The sequence below is a fragment of the Paenibacillus sp. VCA1 genome (assembly GCF_031583795.1).
Taxonomy (GTDB): Bacteria; Bacillota; Bacilli; order Paenibacillales; family Paenibacillaceae; genus Paenibacillus_AQ; species Paenibacillus_AQ albilobatus.
Window position 1 is genome coordinate 369,147 of sequence record NZ_JAVLSX010000004.1, and the last position, 24,281, is coordinate 393,427.

A 24,281-nucleotide genomic window follows, 5' to 3' on the forward strand; every position below is an offset into this window, starting at 1 on the left:
CAGCCTGGCCATTCATGCTGAAGCTTCCATTTGCGGGGGTATTGCCGTGGAAACGCGAACGTCCACTTGAGGAGAGACGGTAGTTTGAAAACTCTAGTAATTGCAGAAAAACCCGATATGGGGCGCAACATCGCGGCCGTTATCGAACCGAAGGCCAAAAATGCCCGCACCTACATCGAAGGCGAGAATTACATCATTACTTGGGCGATCGGGCATCTGATCGGTCTGGCCGAGCCCGACGCCTATGATGACAAATATAAAAAATGGAACATCGGCGACTTGCCGATCATTCCCGATCAATTCAAGCTGAAGCCGAATCCGAAAACGAAGGATCAGCTTAAAGTGATCGCCGAGCTTGCCAAGCGCAGCGATTTGCTGATAAACGCATGCGACGCCGGGCGGGAAGGCCAGCATATTTTTTGCCTCATCCAGCAGCATCTGAAGCTGCGGCAGCCCGTCAAACGGCTGTGGATTTCGGACCTTACGCCCGAAACGATCCGGAAAGGTTTCGAGGAGCTCAAGGACGGCAGCGAATACGAAAACCTGTCCAAAGCGGCAAGGGCGAGAAGCGAGGCGGACTGGCTGATCGGCATGAACGGCTCGCGCGCTTTTACGACGAAACATAATGTGCTGCTGTCGGTAGGGCGGGTTCAGACCCCTGTGCTTGCGTTGGTATACGACCGGCAAAAGGAAATCGACGCGTTCAGCTCCGCCAAATTTTACGACGTAGAGGCGTTTTTTAAGCAGGGAGACACCGAATACAAAGGCTTATGGCAGGGCGAACGCATTCAGGATGAAGAAAAAGCCAAGGCGATTGCCGCGAAAGTGAAGGGAAAAGACGGAGTCATTCTAAGCTATGAAGTCAAAGACACAAAGGAATATCCGTTTAAGCTGTACGACCTTACGCTGCTGCAGCGGGAGGCAAACGCCAAATTCGGTTTTTCAGCCAAAAAAACGCTGGACCTGGCGCAGGCGCTGTACGAAAAACACAAGGTGATCAGTTATCCGCGAACCACCTCGAACTATGTGACCGAGCAAAACATACCGCAAATGTACAAATCGTTGGACCAGCTCCGGGGAACGGATTATGCGAAATTGGCGGAGCAGGCCGACAAGAAATTCGTACATAAAAACAATAAGTCGGTATGCAATCCGGCCAAGGTGGAAGATCACCACGCCATATTGCCGACCAACAAAACGGCCCGCAACCTGGCGCCGGACGAAGCCAAAATATACGATCTGATCGTGCGCCGGTTTTTGTCCCATTTTTACCCGCCGGCCGAATATAAAATGCATACCGTCATGACGGAAGTGGAAAAGGAATCCTTTAAAACGACGGTGAAGCAGCTCCTTTCCGAAGGCTGGAAAATCATTTATGCCGATCAGAAAAAGGACGCCAAAAAAAGCCGTTCCAAAAAAGGCAAGGAAGATGAGGACGACGCGCAGCCCGAAGAAGAGGTCACCACGCCTTTTCATCTCGATGGGAAAGCGGGCGTCCGCTGCGTCCGCAGCGAAGCGAAGGAAAAAGAAACGCAGCCGCCCAAGCCATACACCGAAGGAACGCTGCTGAAAGCGATGGAGAGCGCGGGCAAACAGATCGAAGACGAAGAGCTGAGGGATGCGATGAAGGATTCGGGCCTCGGCACGCCGGCCACTCGCGCCGCCATCATCGAGCGCTTGAAGCAGGTCGGATACATCGTGATGAAAGGCAAACGGATCGTCATTACCCAAAAGGGAAAAATGGCCGTCGAGGTCATCCGCGGGGCCGGGGTCGATCTGTTGACTTCGCCGGAGATGACGGGGCAATGGGAGCGCCGATTGAACGAAATCGCCAAAGGGATCGCTTCGGATGAAACGTTTATGGCGAACGTAAAAAAGTTTGCGACCATGATCATCAGCAAGGTGAAAATGCAGTCCCGGGTCGCCAAAGAATCCTTTGAGGAAAAGCCGGGCGAGGAAACCAAACCCGCCAGAAGCCGCAAAAAAACGGCGAAGGACGGGGACGGTACTGCGTCGGCGGCTGCGTCGGCCAAACCCAAGGCGGCGAAAAAGGCTGCTTCCCAAAAAACGGCCGAACCAAAAGGCGATGCGAACGAAGGCAGCCGGGAGGCAACCAAACCTGGCGCATCCCGATCGGAAACCCGTACCGTGACCGGCATCGCTCCTTGCCCGCGGGCCGGCTGCCAAGGCACCTTGATCATGGGGCGACGGGGTTATGGCTGTTCCCGATACAAGGAGGGCTGCACGTTCGTCATTTGGAAGGATCAATTCGGCGTTTCGCTTGAACCGGAAGACATCGCTTCGTTGGCGGCAAACGGGAGAACCGCGAGAAGTTTTCACGTAACGGGCGACGGGCGGGAGCGGCAAGGCGCGCTTGTTTTGCTGGATCGGGAAAAAGGCCTTATCGGGGTTGAGGAATCGTAAATGAAGCGATATAAAAAACAACGGACTCTTAATTCAGAGCCCGTTGTTTTTGTTCCTCTTGGACCTTCCGTTCGACGATGCCCGGAATTTCCTCGATCGAGGAGATCGTGTAAAATGAGCTGTCCGGCTTTTGCTTAAGCTCCACCATATTGAACGCCCACTCGTTGTCCTGCCGGATGTAAATGCTGTTCAGTCCGGCGGAAAGGGCGGGAGCGACGTCCGTCCGCAACGAATTGCCGATCATCCAGGTGGAGATGCGGTCAAACGCGCCGCTTTGCAAAATGTTTTCCAGCGTGGCTTCATTTTTGTGCTGCGTAATGTAGATCCGGTCGCCAAAGTAGTCGCTAAGCTTCATTTGATCGATTTTGCGCTGCTGGATCTTGGTTTCGCCTCCGGTATAAAGGTACAGCCGGTGGCCGTCCTTTTGCAGCGTTTCGAGCGTTTCCACCATGCCGGGGTATGGCTCGACATCGCGTTCGTATACGCTGAGACCGAGCTTGTTCAGCTCCAGCTCTTCCTCCGAACGGACCGGACGTCCCAATTTGCGGCAGAAAAACCGGTACGTTTCGATGAGGGATTTCGGGAAATTGCCGCTGCTGAAACCGGTCCGGCTTACCCGCTCGACGTCGATGTCGATTTGCTTTTGCCGGATTTCATCGGTTGTAAACGTGCCGGCCCCGAGCCAATGATGCATCAGCTCGAAAAATTCTCCCAGTACAAGCCCGAAATATTTATTGCAATGGATGAGCGTGTCATCCAGATCGAATATGATATGCTGCTTGAACGTATGATTCATCGTTGTCACTCCTTATAGACGCATGTAAGATTCCAGAAACATCTGGAGCTCCGACGCACCGTCCGGACGGATGCTGAATTTCTCTTTCTCCTCGACGCCCAGGTGGATCCGCAGCAAGCCGGCCACCCGCAAGATCATCAAATGATGTTTGAGCAGCTCTTCGGATTGGTCCAAATCCCGGATCATTTCTTTGAGGGAATGCGGCTTTTCCGCCACATAGCGCAGCAGGCGCAGCCGTTTCGGGTCGGAAAGCGCATGGGTCATCCGCAGCAGGCATGTAGGCGGTTCGTCTTCATCCTCCTCGGGCACGTCGACGGGATATTGGATCAGCATCATTTTTTTGTAATAACAATAAGCGTTGATCGGCCGGTTATGAACCGTCGGGAAAAGAACAATCGTTTGCACTTCCGGCGCGTTTTCGATCACGAGTCCCCCCGAAGCGTACTCCACGAGGCTCAGCGGGTCCATTTTCGTGAGCAGGATCCGTTTTTCCAAGGCGTCCTCTTCGATCAGCGGGATAATGTCCGGTTCGATGTTCTTGAAATAATGCTCGTACCACAGCTCGAGCAGCGGCGTGTAATGATCGCGAATCCGCCGGGCTTCCTCGACCGTAAAATCGGGAAGGTACGGGGACGCCGCCGCGTAAAGCACGTCCTCGGGCGTTTCGTACAGGCATTCCAAAAAGTTCGGCACCGAGTCGCCGTTGTTTCGGTGAATCGCCCAAGCATAAAGCACGTCGTAGTCGTCGAACGGCCAAGCCGCCGCCTGCGACAAGGCCGCGGACACTTCCGGCGCGAGCTTGTTTGCGACTTCACTGATCCATTCGGGCCCGATGTCCAGATTGCGGACCCATTTCTTCGATATATATACCATGAAACTGCCCAGCAGCTCGTATATGGGTGAAACGTCTACCTTCACTTCATAGTTCATGAAACTGACAACCTCCTATGAAATCAGTGCACCTTCATTCATTATGGCTTGTTGAGTAGCGGGTTGTCCACTATAATGTTCAAGTAGTTTGCCCGGAAGTCTAGAAGGAGGAATTATTTTCGTGTCTAACCATCGCAGTAAAAACAGCAGCACGTCTTTTCATTATTTCATATTGCTTACCGTGATTGTAGCGGCCGGGATCAGCCAAGGGCTGCTTTTGCCGCTGCTTTCGATATTTTTGGAACGACTCGGCGTGTCGTCCTCGATGAACGGATTAAACGCGGCGGCCCTTTACGTCGGCTCGTTTGCCATGACGCTGATCGCCGAACGGACGCTCGGAAAACTCGGCTTTAAAAAACTTGCGAGCGCCGGGCTGGTGCTTGTATTGATCTCCGTCATCCTGTTTCCGCTTGTGCCCAGCGTCACGTTTTGGTTCATCCTGCGTCTGTTGGTCGGCATCGGAGACAGCGCGGTGCATTATACCGCCCAGCTTTGGGTGCTCATGGTAACCCCGGAAGAGAAAAGAGGCAGAAATCTTTCGATATACGGCATGTCCTATGGCCTCGGATTCAGTCTGGGCCCGCTTGGCATTCCGCTGCTTAAGCTCGGGGACAGCGCGCCGTTTATCGTGCTGGCCGTTCTTGTTCTGCTCGTGCTCCTGCTGGTGCTTGTGAAGCTGCCCGACCTGCGCCCCGAGAAGGTTGACGCGGAGGAGCGTCCCGCCAAACGTTTCCGCCGCAGCTACGCGCTTGCCTGGTATGCGCTTGTTCCCGCCTTGCTGTACGGCTATATGGAATCGGGAATCAACAGCAACTTTCCGATTTACGGCCTGCGCGTCGGACTGAGCGAGCAGCAGATCGCGTTTTTGCTGCCGTTTATCGGGGTTGGCGGACTGATCCTCCAGCTCCCGCTCGGCATGCTCAGCGACCGTTTCAGCCGGAAGCGAGTCCTTATGATCTGCGGCATCCTTGGCGGCTTGTCGTTTATGCTCGTGCCGCTGGCGGGGACGTCGACGGCCGCGATCCTGGTCCTGCTTCTCCTCGCCGGCGGCATGATCGGTTCTTTCTTTTCGCTCGGGCTTGCGTATGCGGCGGACATCCTTCCGAAACTGCTGCTGCCCGCGGCGAACGTCATCGCGTCCTTTCATTTTAACGTCGGCAGCATCGCCGGACCGAATATCGGCGGGACGCTGATGCAGTACGGATGGAACGGAGGGCTGTTCGTCGCGCTCGGTTTGGGATTTATCGTCTTCGGGCTGCTGGGCGTTTTCTTCGGAAAAAGGCGAAAAGCCGATTCCGGCGTATCGCTGTACTCCTGATTGTGAATGCATTATGATAGAAGAAAGAGAACGAGAGACAAGAGGAGAAATGTCATGATCAGAATTCAGCATTTGACCAAATCCGTCGGAGTCGATAAAATTCCCGTTTTAAAAGGCGTCTCTCTCGATTTCCAGCGGGGGGAAATGATTGCGCTCGTGGGGGCGAGCGGAAGCGGAAAAAGCACGCTGCTGCGCTGTTTGGCGCTGAAGGAAAAATGGGATCAAGGCAGCTTTGTCGTCGACGGAACCGACATTTTAAAAGATCCGTTTGCCGGCAAAAGAAAAATAAGGCGCGAATGGGCATACTTAGAACAGAACCCGCAGTTGAACCTGAACCGTACGGCTTTGAAAAACGTGTTGATCGGTCAATCCGGCCAAACGCCGCTGTGGCGGATGGCGACGGGCATGGTGCGGTCGGACGATTATATGGGTGCGATGGACGTCATCGAACAGCTGGGCCTGCTGGAGAAGGCGCATGATAAATGCGAGAAGTTAAGCGGCGGCGAACGGCAGCGGATCGCGATCGCGCGCGCCCTGGTGCACGGCGCCAAGGTGATCCTTGCGGACGAGCCCGTCATCGGGCTGGACCCGAAATCGCAGGAGAGCGTCATGGAAACGCTGAAAAAGCTCTGCGAAGAAGAGCGGGCCACCGTGCTGACCGTGATCCCGATCGAACTGGCCGAACGCTACGCGACGCGGATCGTCGCATTATCCGGCGGCGAAATCGCCTTCGATATTTCCGGACGGCGGCTGACGGTGCGCGAACGAAATATGCTATAAGCCTGCAAGCCAAGGCTTTGGATAGAAAGAGTGATCATGTTTGGTAAAACGCTACTGGTTTTATATTCCCGCAGCTTTGCTGCTGATGATGATGCTTAGCGGCTGCTCGTTTATAAGCGATCCCGTGCTGCTCATGAAAACGCCGGAGCTTTCGGCCGAAAAGGAATCGTTGCGCTCGATTATCGAGGCGAACCGTCCGGAAAATTCCAGCCTGATCCGTTCCAACCAGGAAGAAGACACCAATATTATTCACTTTGTCGATCTGGATGGGGACGGCGTGAACGAAGCGGTCGTTTTTTACGAGACACAGGATCAGAATGTCGGCATTCATGGCATGATTTTTAAAAAGACCGGCGACGCATGGACGAAACAAACCACGTTCGACGGCGAAGGCAAAGTTCTCGAGTCTTTATATTTTAAAGACATGACGAACGACGGCCGCGTGGATATCGTTGCGGGTTTTTCCGGGAAAAGCGACAACGAATCCGAAGAGGACCTTCAAAACGGACTTATCGTATACAGCTACAACGGCAAAAACGTCGAACGGATCCTCGAGCTGCCTTACACCAACTACGTCATCAGCGACATGAACCGGGATCACGTGAACGATCTGACGATCGTGAACCTGAAACGGGGCGAAAGCAATTTCATCACGACGTATCAATATAAGGATGGCAGCTTTCTGGAACTGGATAAGCTTGAGCTGAAACCGTATATTTACAATTATTACAATGTTGTCGCAGGTAAAGTATACACCGATCCAGAAGGCAATAGCGTGGATGGCATCGTGCTGGACGCTTCGCTTTCCCCGGTCGGGGAGTCCTCGATTACCAGCATCATCGTCATGGAAGACGGCAAACTGAAATCGGTGCTTCCGAAAGAAGACCAGACTTTACGGATGTACCGGGTGTACAGCGAGGATATTAACGATGACGGAATCATCGAAATCCCGCTGCTCGAGCCGCCTGTTGGCTGGTCGTATTTCAAGAACCAGGACGATGTGCCTTATTTTTATGCGTACTACCGCTGGGACGGCAAAAGCGGTCTGAAGTTCGTGGCGGAGAAATTCCACGATTTCAAAAATGATTTCGATTTCGGATTTTTCCCTCCGCAGCTGCATAACAAAATTACGGTGGACACCAAATCGCAGCTTGGCAAATATTTGCGTTTCGTAGCGACCGACACCGGCAAAACGATCGCCGAAATCAAATATTTCACGCAAAGCGAATGGGATAAGCAAAGCGATGACTGGAGGTACCTGTACCGGAACAACGGCAAAGTGATCGGCTACAAGAAAAACTTCGATTTTGACATCACAAACAACAAAAACAAATCCAAAGACGAAGTACCGCCAATAGAAAGGAAGGACAGGCAAAGTGAGTAAAGTTTTGATTTTGGAAGACGAAGATTCGATCCGCGGGTTTACCGTGATCAATTTGAAGCGCAACGGGTTTGAAGTTCTGGAGGCGACAAACGGGAACGAGGCGCTCGAACTGCTGCTGAGCACGCCGGACATCGATATTGCGCTGCTGGACGTTATGGTGCCGGGCATCGACGGGTTCGAGGTATGCCGCCGGATCCGCGAAACCAACCAGCGTGTCGGCATCATTTTCCTGACGGCGAAGGTCCAGGAGCAGGACAAGGTTTACGCGCTGTCGGTTGGCGCCGACGACCATGTCAGCAAGCCGTTCAGCCCGACCGAGCTGATCGCGCGGATTCAGTCGCTTTTGCGGAGAGTCAACATTCACCGCGAAACATCCGCCAAGGTGACGTTCCAATCCGGGCCGTTTTCGCTGGATTTGATTTCCAAGCAATTTCGAAAAAACGGGCATATCATTGAGCTTACGCCAACGGAGTTTTCGCTGGTGCAATTTTTCCTCGAAAAAGAAAATACCCCGCTCAGCCGGGATGTGCTGTTGGATCATGTATGGGGCAAGGATTATATGGGCGACCCGAAAATCGTGGACGTCAACATCCGCCGTCTTCGCCAGAAGATCGAGGATAATCCTTCCGAGCCCGAGTTCCTCCAGACCGTATGGGGTCACGGGTATAAATGGAAGGGTCAGGGACAATGATCAAAAAAGGCATTCGCCGGCAGATCGTCATGCACTACTTTATCGTGGTGTTTTCGACGCTGTTGCTGGCCGAAGTCATTTTTTTGTTTGCGATAAGAAGCTATTATTATGACAGCATATACAGCCATATTACCCAGCATATCAAGCTGATGGAGGAATACCAGAAGTTCATTACCACGTCGGACGACGGCAGAACCGATCTTGCCAACCTGCTCTCGAACTATAAGCTCAATTATACCGAGCTGCAGATTTTGAACATGCAGGGCGACGTGCTGATCAACTCCTCGGAGTTCCAGCCCGACGTGTCGATCAAAACGAGCGACATTTCCCAAGCCCAATCCGGCAATATCGGGCGCTGGGTCGGGCGCCAGCCGATTACGGGCGAAGACGTCATGGCCGTTTCCAAAATGGAGCAGACAAATGGACAGGACACGTATATCGTCCGATACGTCACCTCCCTGGAAAGGGTGAACGAAAAGCTGCTGAACGTCACGCTGCTCGCCACGGGCGTGGCCGCCGCGGTGCTTGCCCTCGTGCTTGCTTTCAGCCTGGGGTTGGCCAACTCGATCGTCAAACCTTTGAATACCATTACGGCGGTGTCCGCGCAAATGGCCAAAGGCAAATTTAACGTCCGGATCAAGGGCGACTACAAATACGAATTGGGCGAGCTGGCTTCGACGCTGAACTATATGGCACAGGAAATCGTACGCAGCAATCAGGTAAAAGATGATTTCATATCGTCGATTTCCCATGAGCTGCGAACGCCGCTCACCAGCATCAAGGGCTGGAGCGAAACGATCAATTCCGGCGGATACGATCCGGAGGAAACGAAAATCGGGATGGAAATCATCACGAAAGAGACCGAGCGCCTGATCGGGCTGGTGGAAGAAATCCTCGATTTCTCGAAGCTGCAGCAAAACGAGATGAAGGTCGTGTTCGGCCGGGTGGATTTGAAGGAGCTTCTCCAGGAGATCATGCTGAATCTGTGGACCAAAGCGGAAAAACGCTCCATTCAACTTCGGCTCGATTCGGTTGACAAACCACTCGTGGAAGGGGACGCCAACCGGCTTAAGCAGGTGTTTTTGAACCTGGTGGACAACGCTATCAAGTTTTCGCATGAAAACTCGTTTATCGACCTGCAGGTGACGTTTGAAGGCAACAACGTCGTCGTCAAGGTTCACGATACGGGCATCGGCATCAGCGAGGACCATTTGGTCAAGGTGAAAGACCGTTTCTTCCAGGTGGATCCGCTGAATGGCGGCACCGGGCTCGGATTGGCCATTTCACAGCAGCTGGTCGAACTTCATCACGGCATCCTGCTGATCCAAAGCGAGCTGGGCGTCGGGACGACGATTGTCGTCCGGCTGCCGAGATTGCTGGGAGAAGAGCAGGCTGAAGGCCCGCAGGCAACGCCCTATGAAATTCCCGACGGGGATCAAGGCATACACGAATCATAACGGAAAAGAGCGGAATCCGAACAAAGGACTTCGCTCTTTTCGTTTTTGGGGCATAGGTTTGAAGATTGCGCGAAAAATAAAGAACAAGCTTTTCCCTTTTGTTGAATATTATGAAGATAAGCCTTCCGCGCGCAGCCGTCCGGTCTTTTCGTACACTTCCTGCAGCAAGCGGGTCGGTTGGGTGCGGATCGTTGGTTTCGGAAACACCGTTTCGTGCGGTCCGATGACCATCACTTGATCGGGACTGCCTTTCAGGATCGCTCCGTCTTTGATCACGGCTCCTTCGCCGATGATGGCGCGTTCGATATGGACGTTTCTGCCGATTTTGACGTTTGGCATCACGATACTGTCTTTGATTTCCGAAAATTTGCCGATTTCCACCCCGCAAAAAACAACGGATTGATGCGCCGTGCCTTCGACGGCGGACGATTCGGAAACCAGGCAGTTCGCCGTCATACCGGCTTTTGAACGATGGGCAGCCGTTCTTGCCGACCAAGGGCGTGTGTACATCGGCCATTCACTGTTGTGGAGCTTCCAAGCGTTGTCGTTTCTCAACAGGTCCATATGGGCCTCCCATAGGCTGTGTACGGTGCCGACGTCTTTCCAGTAGCCGTCGAAACGGTAGGCATACATCCGGTTTTGCTCATTGAGCATTTTAGGGATGACGTCTTTGCCGAAATCATGGCTCGATGCGGCGTCGGCCGCATCCTCGATCAGATGGCGACGGAGGTAATCCCATTCGAATAAATAAATGCCCATCGAAGCCAAATTGCTTTGCGGAACCGCCGGTTTTTCGGCAAATTCGGAAATGCGGTGATTTCCGTCCACGCTCATGACGCCGAAGCGGCTTGCTTCCTCCCAAGGAACCTCCATGACCGAAATGGTCGCTTCCGAACGATGCTCTTTATGAAAACGGAGCATTTTTTTGTAATCCATATGGTAAATATGATCACCCGAAAGGACGAGAACATGCTCGGGTTGTTGGCGATCAATGTATTCCATGTTTTTGTAGATCGCATCGGCCGTCCCTAAATATGTCAAAGAGCCGGAGGTGCCTGCAGGCAAAAGCGTGATGCCTTCATCTCCGCTGCGTTTCAGGCCCCAAGGTTCGCCTTCTCCGATATGGCTGTGAAGCGACTCCGCCTCGTACTGCGTGAGGACGCCGATCGTATCGATCCCCGAATTCACGCAGTTGCTGAGAGGAAAATCGATAATCCGGTAATAGCCGCCAAACGGAACGGCAGGCTTTGCCTGTTTGGATGTCAAAGGAGCGAGCCTGCGGCCTTCGCCCCCGGCAAGCAACATGGCGATGCATTCTTTCTTCTTCATGTCGTTTCCCTCCCAAAAATTTGTCAAGGTAATTACTGCTTAAACGGGGCCCCGCCCACTGAAACGATTATATTGAAAAAAAATTGAAAAATTACGGATTTATTTTTCAGGAGTCATTTTTATGTTTAATCTGGCTAAAATGGGGTAATGGTACACGTTCACTCTTTGTATAAAGAAGGTGATGATCGCTTGGTGATGACGAAAGCTGTTTCCGGACCTATGCCGACGGAGGAAGATATATACCTATTCCATGAAGGGACCTCCTACCACAGTTACAGAATTTTGGGCGCTCATCCTGCTGTGGAAGATGGTCTGGAAGGCGTCCGGTTTACCGTCTGGGCCCCGCATGCCCGGCACGTCGGCTTGGCTTCCGACTTCAACGGTTGGAACGGAGCAAAGGATTCATTACATAAGATACCCGAATCGGGCTTTTGGACTCGTTTTTTTCCGGGGATCCGGACAGGTACTTTTTACAAATTCGATATCGAAGGCCCGCATCGCGAGCGTTTTTTGAAAGCCGATCCTTACGCATTTCAGGCGGAGGTGCGTCCGGCAACGGCTTCGGTCGTGACCGACCTGAGCGGTTACCATTGGGGAGACGCTGCCTGGCGGCGGAAAAAACGGGGGGTGTACGGCAAGCCGGTCAACATCTATGAAATGCATCTGGGAACATGGCGGCAAAAAAAAGACGGGACACTGCATACGTACAGGGAAATCGCCGACCTGCTGATCCCTTACCTGAAGCGGATGAATTACACGCATGTAGAGTTTATGCCGCTGGCCGAACATCCATACGATTTGTCATGGGGGTATCAATGCACGGGGTATTACGCTGTGACAAGCCGCTATGGGTCGCCGCATGATTTTATGTACCTCGTCGATCAATGCCATCAGGCCGGTATCGGGGTCATTTTGGATTGGGTTCCGGCCCATTTCACAAAAGACGCCCATGGACTGCGCTTGTTCGACGGTACGCCGCTCTTTGAATATGCAGATCCGTTAAAAGCGGAAAAGCCGGGCTGGGGAACGCTTAGCTTCGATTACGGGAAACCCGAAGTCCGCTCGTTTCTCATTTCCAATGCCCTGTTCTGGCTGGACGTGTTTCATATCGACGGGCTTCGCGTGGATGCCGTGACCAGCATGATTCGGCTTGATTTCGAGAAAAATGAAGGGCACTATCCTTTAAACGAGCGGGGCGGCGTCGAAAATTTGGAAGCGGTCCGGTTTTTGCAGCAGCTGAATACGACCGTTTTTTCCTATTACCCGCACACGCTGATGATGGCCGAGGAATCCAGCGCATGGCCGGGCGTAACGGCTCCCGTAAGCGAAAACGGGCTTGGTTTCAATTACAAATGGAACATGGGCTGGATGAACGATACGCTGGATTATGTGGAGGCCGCCTTCGAGGAGCGTCCGTCCAAGCATCATTTGCTGACGTTCCCGGTCGTGTACGCCTACTCGGAAAATTTCGCTTTACCGCTGAGCCATGACGAAGTTGTCCACGGCAAAAAATCGCTGCTTGGCAAAATGCCGGGAACCTATGAGCAGCAATTTGCCGGCCTTCGCCTCCTGCTAGGCTACCAGATGACGTTTCCGGGAAAAAAGCTGCTGTTTATGGGCGGGGAATTCGGGCAGTTCATCGAATGGAGGGACCAGCATGAACTGGATTGGCTTTTGCTCGAATATGAAACACACCGTCAGCTGCAGCGATACGCGTCGGACCTGAATCGGTTATACGTGGAGGAAAAAGCCCTTTGGGAGCTGGACCATGCCTTGGAGGGGTATGAATGGATCAGTCCGCACGACGCTTCGCAGAGCGTCATTTCATTCATGAGGAAAAGCAAGAAGCAAAGCGATACGCTGATCGTGCTGATCAATTTTCTTCCGGTTCGGCGCGAACGTTACCGTATCGGCGTCCCGCGATCGGGATCGTACGTCCCGGTTTTCCAAAGCGAACACGAAATGTACGGGGGACTGGGCGCGTCCGTCAATGGTTCCATTGAAACGGACCGCATCCCTTGGCATCATCATAAACACAGTCTGGAACTGACGCTGCCGCCGCTTAGCCTCATCGTTTTAAAGCGGGCAGCGGTCGTCAGAGACGAGAGGACATCCCCTCCCAAGGAGAGACGGCAAAAACGCCTCAAAAAGGCCGTTAAAACGCCGCCGCGGGCAGACCGAAAAGAAATCGGGCATCATGCCCCCGTGATGATCTTGCAGACAGAGGAAGGAGCGAACGAAACATGAACGTTTTATTTGCCGCCGCAGAAGCCGTCCCGTTCATGAAAATCGGCGGTTTGGCCGACGTCATCGGCGCGTTGCCCCAGGCGCTTGCGAAAAACGGGGTAAATGTCAGCGTCGTCCTGCCGAAGTACCGCGGCATTCCGGAGCCATTCCGGGAAGAAATGGAGCATGTAAGCGAGATTTACGTTCCGGTCGGCTGGCGAAGCCAATATTGCGGCATCGAAACGTTAAGCCGTGACGGCATCACGTACTATTTCGTCGACAACGAGTATTACTTCGGCCGCGACGACGTGTACGGATATATGGATGACGGGGAGCGGTTTGCGTTTTTGAACCGGGCCGTCCTGGAGCTGCTTAAGGCGATTGATTTTCAGCCGGACGTCATTCACTGCCATGATTGGCATACGGCGTTAATCCCGGTGCTGCTTGACGCCCATTACAGGCATGATCCGCTTTATAGCGGCATCCGGACCGTTTATACGATCCATAACCTGCTGTATCAAGGCATTTACCCGTATGAAGTGCTGGGCGAGCTGCTTGAGCTGGATGACCGGTATTTTACGATCGATGGACTTGAATATTACGGGAAGGTCAATTTCATGAAAGGCGGCATCGTCTATGCGGATCATGTGACGACCGTCAGTCCGACGTACGCCAGGGAAATTCAAACCGCTTATTTCGGTTACGGGCTGGAAGGGCTGTTATTTGCGCTTGGGCCGAAGCTGAGCGGCATCGTCAACGGGATCGACACCAAAAGCTACAACCCGGCGACGGATCCGCATATCGCTGTCCAGTACCGTTCAAGCCTCGCCAAGAAAAAGGAAAACAAAATCCGGCTGCAGGAGGAGCTTGGCCTTCCGGTTTCGGCGGAAACGCCGCTGATCTCCATGGTGACCCGCCTGGTCGAATCCAAAGGATTGGAACTGGTCATCCGCGTGCTGGACGAAATGCTGACGTTCGATGACGTTCAGTTCGTGATCCTTGGCACCGGAGACGGCAAATATGAGCATTGGTTCAGGGAAGCGGAACGCCGCCATCCGCAAAAAATGTCCGCCCAAATCGCGTTCAGCGACGCCTTGTCGCGGAAAATTTACGCATCGAGCGACATTTTCCTGATGCCGTCGAATTTCGAGCCGTGCGGCATCAGCCAGCTGCTTGCGCTAAGGTACGGAAGCATTCCGGTCGTCAGGGAAACCGGGGGCCTGAACGACACCGTGCATGCCTATAACGAATTTACGGGGGAAGGCAACGGCTTCAGCTTTGCCAACATCAATGCCCATGACATGCTGCATACGATCCGGCGCGCCGTTTCTTTTTACCGTCAGCCGCAGCACTGGAACACGATCGTCAAAAACGCCGTCAGCGGGGATTACAGCTGGAATGAATCTGCCAGAGCATACATGGATATTTACGGTCAGGTGACCGGCCGAGCGTAGCTTTTACGCCAAATAAAAAGAGCATTCGGCGTCTTTCAGAAGACGTTCCGCAATGCTCTTGTGCTTTTTTCGATCATTTTTTGGCGATGTTCCGGTATAAAATCCGGTAGCCGAAAGGCTCAAGGGTAACGTTCATAACGCCGTTTACGGGGGTTACCTTTTCGCCGCTTAACGCATCTTTCCAATCCGTCGTTTCCATCGGATGCGACAGCGTCTGTTTTTGCCCGGTATTGTTCATCCAGACGGTAAAATGATCCTGATTGTCGACGCGCTCGTAAATGATGCACGGATTCCCCGGCTCGGCTTTTAGAAAGCGGAATCTGCCTTCGCGCAGTGCCTTGTGGGTTTTGCGCAGGTTGATCATCATTTTGTAAAAGTCGTACAGGTCGCGGTCCTGCTTCTCCCGGTCCCAAATCATGCATTTGCGGCAATCCGGGTCGATGGCTCCGGTAATGCCCACTTCATCGCCGTAGAAAATGCACGGAGTTCCCATATACGTGAACAGAAACACGACGGAAAGCTTCATTTTTCGTTTGTCCCCGCCGACCCGGGTCAACAAGCGCGGCGTATCATGCGTGCACAGCATGTTGAACACCACCTCGTTCGTTTGCTGGGGGTACCTCATCAACAGCGAGCTCATCCGGTCGGAAAACGTCGCTCCGTCCATGCCGCCGTTAAAAAACTCCAGCACCTTGTCCGCAAACGGATAGTTCATCACCGAATCGAACTGGTCGCCGACAAGCCAAGCAAGCGAATCGCTCCACACTTCCCCGACGATGTAGGCTTCGGGGTTGGCTTTTTTCACAACGGTTCTGAAGTCGCGCCAGAAATGATGATCGACCTCGTTCGCCACGTCCAGGCGCCATCCGTCCAGCTTGATTTCCTTGATCCAGTATTCGGCCACGCCCAGCAGATAAGCTTTGACCTCCGGGTTGGCCGTGTTGAACTTCGGCATGTTGCCGAAAAATCCGAAGGTATCGTAGGTGGCGATCCCGTTTTCAACGCGGGCGGGAAACTTGTTGATATGGAACCAGTCTTTGTATTTCGATTTTTCGCCGTTTTTAAGCACGTCCTGGAACTGCGGAAACTGCTCGCTGCAGTGGTTGAAGACGGCGTCGAGCATAACGCGGATCCCTTTGGCATGGCACGCCTCGACGACCTGCTTTAACAGCGCGTTGTCTCCGAAATGCGGGTCCACCTGCTTGTAATCGACGATATCGTATTTATGGTTTGACGGGGACTTGAACAGCGGCGTGAAATAAATCGCGTTGATGCCCAGATCCGCCAAATCGTCCAGATGGTCCAGCACTCCTTTCAAGTCTCCGCCGAAAAAATTGTCGGTTTTGGGCTGCCCTCCCCAAGGTTCGGTTCCGGGAGGGTCGTTGCTCGGGTCGCCGTTGGCGAAGCGTTCGGGCATGATCTGATAAAAAACGGCATCCTTGGCCCATTCCGGCACTTTGAACACGTCGATCTCATGTATGTAAGAAAACTCGTAATATCCCCCCGTCGGCGGAGGGCAATCGCGAAAAATTCCGCTGTCGAGCATGTAAATCGTTTCGGAGCCTGCCGTAATGCGGAATGCATAGGACAGCCGCTTGTATTTGGGCTTCACGGACGCTTCCCAAAAATCGAACATTTCATCCGAAGCCGCCTTGTCCATCGTAATTTCAAAATAAGTGCCCTTCCAGTCGTATTTGTCGCCCGTCATGGCAACGACCGAAGTGACGTCGTTTTTTTTCGTTCGTACTCTCAGGTGAATGGTTTGCGGATCATAAGCATATGCCCATTTGTTGCGGGGCACGTGATATAAAGCCTCCAGCAGCATCGCTACCACCTCCAATAATTCCTCTTTAGCAGCCTTCGTCTCGGAGCCCGCGCTTTGTAGTATGCTCCGAATGGCGGCTTCACAATGTATCGTTTAGGTTAATTTACCAATGTGGGGCGGAAATGAAACTGAAGCTAGGAAAATGGGAATGTATTACAAACCGATGAATTTGCATGAAAATACATTGCATAAACATACAGATTGTTGTACTATAAAACATGTTTTCTGAAAGCTGATGGCGATAAACAATCATGTCCATACTAGGGTTAAAAAAACAACATTCATACACAAAGAACAAGGGGAGATAGATCATGAAAAAATGGGGCATTTTAACGGTATGCCTGGTTTTGGCGGGAAGCTTGCTTGCAGGCTGCGGCAATAAACCTTCCGAACAGGCGGGGGATACAACCGGAAGCGCGAAGGAAAGCAAAACGATCGTCCTCGGGACAAGCGCCGATTTTCCGCCGTACGAGTTTCATAAAATGGTCGACGGCAAAGACCAGATCGTCGGTTTCGATATTGAGATTGCCAAGCAAATCGCTGCGGATATGGGCGCGAAACTCGAAGTCAAAGATATGGACTTTAAAGCGCTGCTCGGCGAATTGTCCAGCGGACGCGTCGACTTCGTCATTTCGGGCATGACGCCGGACGAAAACCGCAAAAAAGAAGTGGACTTTTCCAACAATTATTATAAAGCGGAACAAGCCGTCGTCGTTCGCGAGCAGGATAAGGACAAATACAAAACGATGAAGTCGCTTGAAGGCGTGTCCTTCGGCATCCAAACCGGTTCGATCCAGGAAGACATCGCGAAGTCGATCCCGGGCGCCAAGATTACAGGCCTCGGCAAAATCAACGACATTATCATGCAGCTGAATTCCGGCCGCGTCGACGCTTCCATCATGGAGAAGCCGGTGGCCGAAGCATTCATTAAAAACGTCAAAGGGCTGACGATCGCCGAAGCCGTGCCGGAATATCAGGAAGACGGTTATGCCATCGGCGTCAAAAAGGGCAACAAAGAGCTTGTCGATCAAATCAACAAAACGCTGGACCGCTTGAAATCGGAAAACAAAATCGACCAATTCGTATCCGAGGCGAGCGATCTCGCCGTTCAAAAATAATTCATAAGGATCGGCGGAAAAATATGCGGAAGTCATTTCCGCTATTTTTTCTGCCCGGGATGCCGCAGTCGGTCGATGCCGGACGGTCATCGCATGCAGCAGCATCCCAATCGGCATTTTTGAAGGAGGATCAAAGCGATATATGAATATTATCGATACTTTCTGGACGTACCGCTCCTATTTTGGAACGGGCATTCAATATACGCTGCTGCTTGCAGTCATCGGCGTTTTTTGCGGGTTCATTCTCGGCATGCTCGTTTCCCTGCTGCGGATGTCCCGAATCTGGATTTTGCGCTTCATCGGTTCGATATGGGTCGAGTTTTTGCGTGGCACGCCGATGCTGGTGCAGCTGTTTATTATCCACTATGGCCTGGTTGCGTTCGGCGTCAAATTCACCCCGATCGAATCGGGCGCCATTACATTGACCATCAATAGCTCGGCTTATTTGGCGGAAATTTTCCGCGCGGGCATTCAAGGCGTCGACAAAGGCCAGTCCGAAGCCGCCCGGTCGCTCGGGATGACCAAAGGGATGACGATGAGGCATATCGTCCTTCCGCAAGCGGTCAAAAGCGTCCTGCCGGCGATCGGCAACGAATTTATTACCATCATTAAAGAATCCTCGATCGTGTCGTTTATAGGGGTTAGCGATTTGATGTATCAGGCGCAGGCCGTTACCACCATTACTTATGATACCCTTAAGCCGTTTTTGATCATCGCAGCGTTGTATTTCATCATGACATTTACGTTGTCCAAGCTGCTCGGCCTGTTCGAAAGGAGGTTAAGAACGGATGATCACCGTTAAAGATCTGCATAAATCGTACGGAAAACTGGAGATTTTGAAAGGCGTCGACATGGAAATCGCCAAAGGGGAGGTCGTCGTCGTCATCGGCCCGAGCGGATCGGGGAAAAGCACATTTCTCCGTTGCCTTAACCTGCTGGAGGTTCCGACAAGCGGCGAAATTACGTTCGAAGGCGAATCGATTACGAACAAACGGCATAACATCAACCTGACCCGCGAAAAAATGGGCATGGTGTTCCAGCAGTTTAACCTGTTTCCGCATAAAACGGTGCTGCAGAACATTACGCTGGCACCGGTCAAGGTAAAAAAGATGCCGCAGGCGGAAGCGGAAAAAATCGCGATTGATCTGCTGCGGACGGTCGGCCTCGAGGACAAAAAGGATGCGTATCCTTCCCAGCTTTCGGGCGGCCAAAAGCAGCGTATTGCCATTGCCCGGGCGCTGGCGATGCAGCCCCATGTCATGCTGTTCGACGAGCCGACGTCGGCGCTGGACCCCGAAATGGTCGGCGAGGTGCTGGAGGTCATGAAAAAGCTCGCGGAAGGCGGCATGACGATGGTGATCGTGACGCACGAGATGGGTTTTGCGAGAGAGGTCGGAGACCGGATCATCTTTATGGACGGCGGCCGGATCATGGAAGAGGGAACGCCTTCTGATGTGTTCGGCAACCCGCAAAATGCGCGGACCAGAGATTTTTTGAGCAAAGTGTTGTAACAGCCGAATTGACGCAAGCTTCGGGCGAGACATTCTTGCCCGGGGCTTTTTTTGTTTTGCAATCGTAACTTTTATTTAAAAGAATGTCATTTTTAAAGAAGTTTTTTATGACGAAAAACCACTGATATCCGAATTTATCGAACCAAAGATTGCAATATGGTAACATTTTCATGCGCACTGGTTACAAAATTGTGATATATTGAATGAGCCAAAACTTTGAACGCAAAGTGCGGGGGACCAAAGTCCACCGTGAAAGTCCTTTTCACTTGGGGTGAATCGTTATTCGAACGAAGGGTTGTCTCCTCAATCCGAACCCGACAGCTAACCTCGCAGGCATCGATGGATTTTAAGGAGGAACTATGAAAAAGAGATTTTTGAAAGTGAAAATTCTGGCAGCAGCACTCGGCATCACCTTGGCGGTACAAGCCGTTCCGATTCATGCGGATTCGGTACACGTAGCCAAGGAAGGAGACACCTTTTACACGCTTTCAAAAGAGTACGGCGTGGACATGAACAAATTGATGAACGCAAATCCGAACATCCCGGCAACCAACATCTATGCAGGCTTGAAATTGAACATTCCGGGCGAAACGATGAAAGCATTTGCGGATCCGGCTCCGCAGCTGATCACCGCATCGCTGAACGTGGATTCCGGTCAAAAAATCGTAGAAGCCTGGGGTAAATCCTTCACCTATAATAAAACGCTGAAAGTCAAGGCGACAGCATATTCCTCAGCCGCAAACGAAAACGGCAGATGGGGAGCGGTCGATTACTTCGGCAATCCACTCGAGCTTGGAACGATTGCAGTCGATCCGTCCATTATCCCGCTCGGCACAAGGGTACTTGTAACAGGGCACAGCTTCCCGGGCCTTCCGAAAAAAGCGTTCGTCGCTACGGCCAGAGATACGGGCAGCGCCATCAAAGGCAACCGCATCGACATTTTCGTGCCGGGCAGCCCGCAAGAAGTAAGCAACTTCGGGTTCCAGGACGTCGAACTGTATTTCATTAATTAACTGAAATCCGAAACGTTGACATAGCGCTTTTTCCAACATACACAACGACAAAAACGGCCTCCACGGCAATCGCGGGGGCCGTTTTGCGGCTGAAGCGTCATTTGTCTTTTGGCACCTTCAGCAGCTTTGGCACCGTAACGAAAGAATATCCTTTTTTCTTCAGTTCCCGGATGACCTCCGGCAAAGCTTCGATCGTTCCGGTCAAATCGGAAGTGCTTCCGCCTCCGGCATGCTGCAATATGATGGAGCCTTGTCCGGCAGAAGCCATGATGTTTTTTTTGACCTTCTCCTTGCCGATGCCTTTCCAGTCCAACGAATCCACGTTCCAGTTGACGATTTTGTATCCTTCCCGTTTGGCCCAGCGCAGCTGGCTTTCGGTGATGTCGCCGTAAGGCGGCCGTATCAGCTTCGGCTTGTAGCCGGTCAATCCGTACAAAATGTTCTCCGTCCGTACGATTTGGTCGATGTATTCGGACATCGTCAGTTTATGGAACTGGGGATGGTTATAGGAATGATTCCCGATGACATGCCCCTCCCGCATGATCCGTGCAACCAGGTCGGGATGTTTTTTGGCCCGGCTGCCGACGACGAAAAACGTGGCTTTTACGTTGTTTTGGGCCAAAATGCGAAGCACCTGCGGCGTAAACCGGGGATCCGGGACGTCGTCGAATGTCAGTGCGATTTGCTTGACATGCGGGCCGTGGATTTTGAACGTATCCGGATATTTTTTGATGAGCTGACCCAGGGTAAGCACCTGTTTTTCCTGCTTTTTTTCCGTCCGGTTAGCCGCGCTTGTTTCCTGTACGTTGTCGGAGGTTGGCGGTTCCTCCTGCTTTGCGGCCTGAAGGCCGGCCTCGGGACAAAGCAGGCTCATCAGAAGCAGCATCAATAAGGCCTTGCCGAGATATGTTTTTCTCACGTTCGCGGCTCCTTTCCCAGTATGTATTCGAGGATTTTGCAAAATCCTGATCCATGAAATGAACGGTCTATACTGTTATGTCCCGAATTGGCAGAAATTATGATCGTTTGTCGAAACGATCACCGCACTTTACCAATCTTCCCTGCCGAAGGTGTATAATAATGTGTGCAAACTTGTCCTGATGAGCAAAATAACAGCATAACCAATAACTAGCTGGAAGGAGACTAAAGCATGGCGGATTTATTTACACCTTATGTATTAAAGGGATTGTCGCTAAAAAACCGAATCGTGATGCCCCCGATGTGCCAATATTCGGTTCAGGCGGAAGACGGCGTTCCTAACAACTGGCATTTTGTGCATTACGTTTCCCGGGCGGTGGGCGGAACAGGACTGATCATCGTGGAAATGACGGCGGTACATCCGGACGGACGCATTACGAACCGGGATACGGGGATTTGGAGCGATGAGCAGATTCCCGCATACCGTAAAATCGTAAACGAGGTACATACGTACGGCACGCGGATCGGCATTCAACTTGGGCATGCGGGCCGGAAAGCCGAAGATGCGAATCCGCCGGTTGCGCCTTCCGCTATCCGTTTTAGCGAAAAATACAACATTCCCAGGGCGCTGACGACCGAAGAGGTTCGCGACCTGGTGCTTGCCTATAAAGAAGCTGCGAGAAGGGCCGTGGAAGCGGGATTTGACACGGTCGAGATTCACGGCGCGCACGGGTATTTGATCCACCAATTCCATTCTCCGCTCACAAACCGGCGCGACGACGTCTACGGCCGGGATTTGCCGCTGTTCGGCGAAGAAGTCGTAAAGGCGGTCAAAGAGGTAGTGCCCGAAGAAATGCCTGTCATCATGCGGGTATCCGCGCAGGAATATGTCGAGGGCGGTTACGGCGTGGATTACATTGCGGAGGTATGCCGTCGTTACCGTGATGCCGGAGTGGATCTGTTCCACGTATCGTCCGGCGGGGAAGGACCCGTCGGTTCGAACGGGGGACCGAAGGCGGGTCCCGGTTATCAGGTGAATCTGGCCGAGCAGCTGAGAAGCAAATTGGACGTGCCGGTCATCGCGGTCGGGCTGCTGGAGGCTTTCGAGGACGCCCAGAACGTGGTGCTGAACGGGAAGGCGGACTTGGTTGCGGTCGGCCGGGGTATGTTGAAGGACCCTTACTGGGCGCTCCATGCTTCCCAGGCGTTGGAGGGCGGCGCGAAAATTCCAAAACAATACCTTCGCGGGTTCTGATCCGGAGAAAAAAATTTTTTTTCGTTTTTTGAAACGACTTCAATTTTGCTCCGTAGAAGAATATCATAAAAACAACTTTAAACCTTTTAGGAGGAAATACCCAATGGCTATTTTTAAAAGATTACGCGACCTGACGATGTCCAACATTAACGCAATTATCGATAAAGCCGAAGATCCGGTGAAAATGACCGACCAATACATCCGCGACATGACCGAAGACCTTGAGGACGCGGAAAAAGCGGTAGCGGCCCAAATCGCCATCGAGAAAAAATTCAAGCAGCTGTACGAGGAACAGCAAGCGCTGGTAGAAAAACGCACCCAGCAAGCCCACACGGCCGCGCAAGCGCAAAACGTGGAATTGGCGCGCCGGGCTTTGGAAGAAAAGAAAGCCGCCGAACAAAAAATGGCCGAATACAAAGCAAGCTACGATCAAAACAAAGCGGCTGCGGATAACCTTCGAAACAAGCTCGACGAAATGCGCAAGCAGCTGACCGAAATGAAAAACAAGCGCGAAACGCTGGTAGCCCGCTACAACGCGGCCAAAGCGCAAACCGAAATCAATAAAGCGATGGCCGGCTTCAGCACGGACAGCGCGACAAGCGGAATGAAGCGCATGGAAGAAAAAATGCTGCAAATGGAAGCGCAAGCCGAGGCGAGCAACGAAATGTCCTCCAAAGGCAAATCCTTGGACGAAGAGTTCGAACAGCTCGGCAAAGACAAAGCGGTGGAAGACGAGCTTGCTGCTTTGATGAAGCAATACGAAAACAAGTAATAACGAAAGCCATCAAAGCGTAAGTTTGTAAAAGCAGCGAAGGGGACCGGCTTAGCGGCATCCCGCTTCGCTGCTCTGCTGTAATAGCCAAAAAGCTGATCTGTGGAGGCATATGCCAATGGATTTTAATACGATTATGGCGATCCTCGTTTGGACGGGATCCGGAGCGCTGCTCCTTTTTATTCTCATGTTCGTGGACTCGCTGTTCACGAGATACAAGGATTTTGAGGAAGTCAAGGCTGGAAATATGGCGGTGACGACAAGGCTGGTGCTGAAGCTGCTGGCGCAAGGGTACATTTTGTCGTCTTCCATCAGCGCTTCCAACAATCTGCTGGACGCCATCATGGTATCCGTCATTTCATTCCTCATATTGTTGGTGCTCGAAGCCATCGTCCGCGTTCTGCTCCGCGTGTGGGCCAAACTCCAGCTGGATGTGGGAACGCAGCAGGGGAAAATCGGATACGGATTGTTTGCAGGCACGCTTCATCTGGTGGGTGCGTTAATTATTACCGCCTGCCTATAAAACGACCATTCGTCGCAGACTAAGTTTGTAACCTAAGGAGTTATCGCATATGAGCGTATTTAAACGTATCGGCAACCTGTTTGCCAAACCCGAGCCGCCCAAGGCGGAAAAAAGCATGCTGTCCCTTATGCCGGGGGATATTTGCGAAGTATCCCTCGTGACGTACGAAGTGACGGGGAGAGTTCATAACCGCGGCCGCAATGCCGTCGTTTTGACGCTGCAGGACGGCAACGCCATCGCATACCTGCACATCGAAGAGCGCGAAACGCTGCAATACGCGCTGTACAGCCCGCTTGACGGGCGTCTGGACAATCCGAGCGAGGTTCCGACCGAACTCGAATTGGACGACAGCATTTTTTATCTTGAGGAAGAGTACGAAGGCCATGTCATGATAAACGGCAAAACACCGTTCACCCAAAGCGGCGCGCAGCATGTATGGCAATATCAATCGGACGATTACCGTCTGGTGCGCATCGAATGGCAAAACGGGCGGTTTATGCTTTACGAAGGAGAGAAAGTTTTGCCGGGAGACGTGAAAGTGATCCGGGCCAATTAGG

The 24,281-nt window shown here is 52.4% G+C and carries 21 protein-coding genes and 1 riboswitch; of the genes, 16 read left to right on the forward strand and 5 right to left on the reverse strand.

Going from position 1 to position 24,281, the window contains the following annotated elements:
- Positions 1 to 84: 84 nt before the first annotated feature.
- Positions 85 to 2,424, forward strand: a complete 2,340-nt coding sequence (locus RJP21_RS10980) for a DNA topoisomerase 3 (RefSeq protein ID WP_310859288.1) — start codon at positions 85 to 87, stop codon at positions 2,422 to 2,424.
- A gap of 28 nt (positions 2,425 to 2,452) precedes the next feature.
- Here the strand turns inward: RJP21_RS10980 and RJP21_RS10985 are convergent, their stop codons facing one another.
- Both RJP21_RS10985 and RJP21_RS10990 read right to left on the reverse strand, forming a co-directional pair.
- A complete protein-coding gene (locus tag RJP21_RS10985) occupies positions 2,453 to 3,220 on the reverse strand; it encodes an HAD family hydrolase (RefSeq protein WP_310859289.1) in 768 nt (255 codons plus the stop codon).
- Between the two features lie 12 nt (positions 3,221 to 3,232).
- A complete protein-coding gene (locus RJP21_RS10990; RefSeq protein ID WP_310859290.1) occupies positions 3,233 to 4,150 on the reverse strand; it encodes an ArsR/SmtB family transcription factor in 918 nt (305 codons plus the stop codon).
- Between the two features lie 121 nt (positions 4,151 to 4,271).
- On the opposite strand from RJP21_RS10990, the gene RJP21_RS10995 reads away from it, so the two are divergent.
- Genes RJP21_RS10995 through RJP21_RS11015 form a run of 5 tightly spaced genes read left to right on the forward strand, consistent with a single transcriptional unit; the run spans position 4,272 to position 9,780 of the window.
- Complete coding sequence (locus tag RJP21_RS10995; RefSeq protein WP_160044462.1) at positions 4,272 to 5,468, forward strand: MFS transporter; 1,197 nt, start codon at positions 4,272 to 4,274, stop codon at positions 5,466 to 5,468.
- Positions 5,469 to 5,522: 54 nt separating this feature from the next.
- Positions 5,523 to 6,248, forward strand: coding sequence for a phosphonate ABC transporter ATP-binding protein (locus RJP21_RS11000; protein ID WP_310859291.1), 726 nt, complete (start codon positions 5,523 to 5,525; stop codon positions 6,246 to 6,248).
- Positions 6,249 to 6,288: 40 nt separating this feature from the next.
- Positions 6,289 to 7,632 carry a hypothetical protein gene (locus RJP21_RS11005; RefSeq protein WP_310859292.1) on the forward strand — a complete coding sequence of 448 codons (1,344 nt, stop codon included), beginning with the start codon at positions 6,289 to 6,291 and terminating at the stop codon, positions 7,630 to 7,632.
- Positions 7,625 to 8,323 carry a response regulator transcription factor gene (locus RJP21_RS11010; RefSeq protein WP_310859293.1) on the forward strand — a complete coding sequence of 233 codons (699 nt, stop codon included), beginning with the start codon at positions 7,625 to 7,627 and terminating at the stop codon, positions 8,321 to 8,323. Before RJP21_RS11005 ends, RJP21_RS11010 begins: the two co-directional genes overlap by 8 nt.
- A complete protein-coding gene (locus RJP21_RS11015; RefSeq protein WP_310859294.1) occupies positions 8,320 to 9,780 on the forward strand; it encodes a HAMP domain-containing sensor histidine kinase in 1,461 nt (486 codons plus the stop codon). The genes RJP21_RS11010 and RJP21_RS11015 overlap by 4 nt, the downstream gene beginning before the upstream one ends.
- A gap of 108 nt (positions 9,781 to 9,888) precedes the next feature.
- Here the strand turns inward: RJP21_RS11015 and RJP21_RS11020 are convergent, their stop codons facing one another.
- Entirely contained in the window at positions 9,889 to 11,109 is a 1,221-nt protein-coding gene (locus tag RJP21_RS11020; RefSeq protein WP_310859295.1) for a glucose-1-phosphate adenylyltransferase, read from the reverse strand.
- Positions 11,110 to 11,304: 195 nt separating this feature from the next.
- Between RJP21_RS11020 and glgB the strand changes: the two genes are divergently transcribed.
- Positions 11,305 to 13,356: a 1,4-alpha-glucan branching protein GlgB gene (gene glgB, locus RJP21_RS11025; RefSeq protein ID WP_310859466.1), complete on the forward strand. Its 2,052-nt coding sequence runs from the start codon at positions 11,305 to 11,307 to the stop codon at positions 13,354 to 13,356.
- Positions 13,353 to 14,789, forward strand: a complete 1,437-nt coding sequence (glgA, locus tag RJP21_RS11030) for a glycogen synthase GlgA (protein WP_310859296.1) — start codon at positions 13,353 to 13,355, stop codon at positions 14,787 to 14,789. The genes glgB and glgA overlap by 4 nt, the downstream gene beginning before the upstream one ends.
- Positions 14,790 to 14,862: 73 nt before the next feature.
- Here the strand turns inward: glgA and RJP21_RS11035 are convergent, their stop codons facing one another.
- Positions 14,863 to 16,614, reverse strand: coding sequence for an alpha-glycosidase (locus RJP21_RS11035; protein ID WP_310859297.1), 1,752 nt, complete (start codon positions 16,612 to 16,614; stop codon positions 14,863 to 14,865).
- Positions 16,615 to 16,925: 311 nt separating this feature from the next.
- On the opposite strand from RJP21_RS11035, the gene RJP21_RS11040 reads away from it, so the two are divergent.
- The 4 genes from RJP21_RS11040 to RJP21_RS11055 all read left to right on the forward strand — a co-directional run bounded on the left by RJP21_RS11040 (position 16,926) and on the right by RJP21_RS11055 (position 20,256).
- Entirely contained in the window at positions 16,926 to 17,732 is an 807-nt protein-coding gene (locus tag RJP21_RS11040) for a transporter substrate-binding domain-containing protein (protein ID WP_310859298.1), read from the forward strand.
- A gap of 142 nt (positions 17,733 to 17,874) precedes the next feature.
- Positions 17,875 to 18,534 (forward strand): amino acid ABC transporter permease, encoded by a 660-nt coding sequence (locus tag RJP21_RS11045; protein ID WP_397386204.1) that lies wholly within the window; start codon positions 17,875 to 17,877, stop codon positions 18,532 to 18,534.
- Complete coding sequence (locus tag RJP21_RS11050) at positions 18,521 to 19,243, forward strand: amino acid ABC transporter ATP-binding protein (RefSeq protein ID WP_310859299.1); 723 nt, start codon at positions 18,521 to 18,523, stop codon at positions 19,241 to 19,243. The genes RJP21_RS11045 and RJP21_RS11050 overlap by 14 nt, the downstream gene beginning before the upstream one ends.
- Before the next feature lie 196 nt (positions 19,244 to 19,439).
- A riboswitch (cyclic di-AMP (ydaO/yuaA leader) is annotated at positions 19,440 to 19,594 on the forward strand.
- Between the two features lie 8 nt (positions 19,595 to 19,602).
- Entirely contained in the window at positions 19,603 to 20,256 is a 654-nt protein-coding gene (locus RJP21_RS11055; RefSeq protein ID WP_310859300.1) for a 3D domain-containing protein, read from the forward strand.
- A gap of 97 nt (positions 20,257 to 20,353) precedes the next feature.
- Here the strand turns inward: RJP21_RS11055 and RJP21_RS11060 are convergent, their stop codons facing one another.
- Positions 20,354 to 21,175 (reverse strand): polysaccharide deacetylase family protein, encoded by an 822-nt coding sequence (locus tag RJP21_RS11060; protein ID WP_310859301.1) that lies wholly within the window; start codon positions 21,173 to 21,175, stop codon positions 20,354 to 20,356.
- Positions 21,176 to 21,406: 231 nt separating this feature from the next.
- Between RJP21_RS11060 and RJP21_RS11065 the strand changes: the two genes are divergently transcribed.
- From RJP21_RS11065 to RJP21_RS11080, 4 genes are all read left to right on the forward strand, one after another.
- Positions 21,407 to 22,429: an NADH:flavin oxidoreductase/NADH oxidase gene (locus RJP21_RS11065; RefSeq protein WP_310859302.1), complete on the forward strand. Its 1,023-nt coding sequence runs from the start codon at positions 21,407 to 21,409 to the stop codon at positions 22,427 to 22,429.
- Between the two features lie 103 nt (positions 22,430 to 22,532).
- Positions 22,533 to 23,201, forward strand: coding sequence for a PspA/IM30 family protein (locus tag RJP21_RS11070; protein ID WP_160044854.1), 669 nt, complete (start codon positions 22,533 to 22,535; stop codon positions 23,199 to 23,201).
- Between the two features lie 118 nt (positions 23,202 to 23,319).
- Positions 23,320 to 23,724 (forward strand): DUF350 domain-containing protein, encoded by a 405-nt coding sequence (locus RJP21_RS11075; protein WP_310859303.1) that lies wholly within the window; start codon positions 23,320 to 23,322, stop codon positions 23,722 to 23,724.
- A gap of 49 nt (positions 23,725 to 23,773) precedes the next feature.
- Complete coding sequence (locus RJP21_RS11080) at positions 23,774 to 24,280, forward strand: DUF4178 domain-containing protein (protein ID WP_160044852.1); 507 nt, start codon at positions 23,774 to 23,776, stop codon at positions 24,278 to 24,280.
- Position 24,281 lies beyond the last annotated feature (1 nt).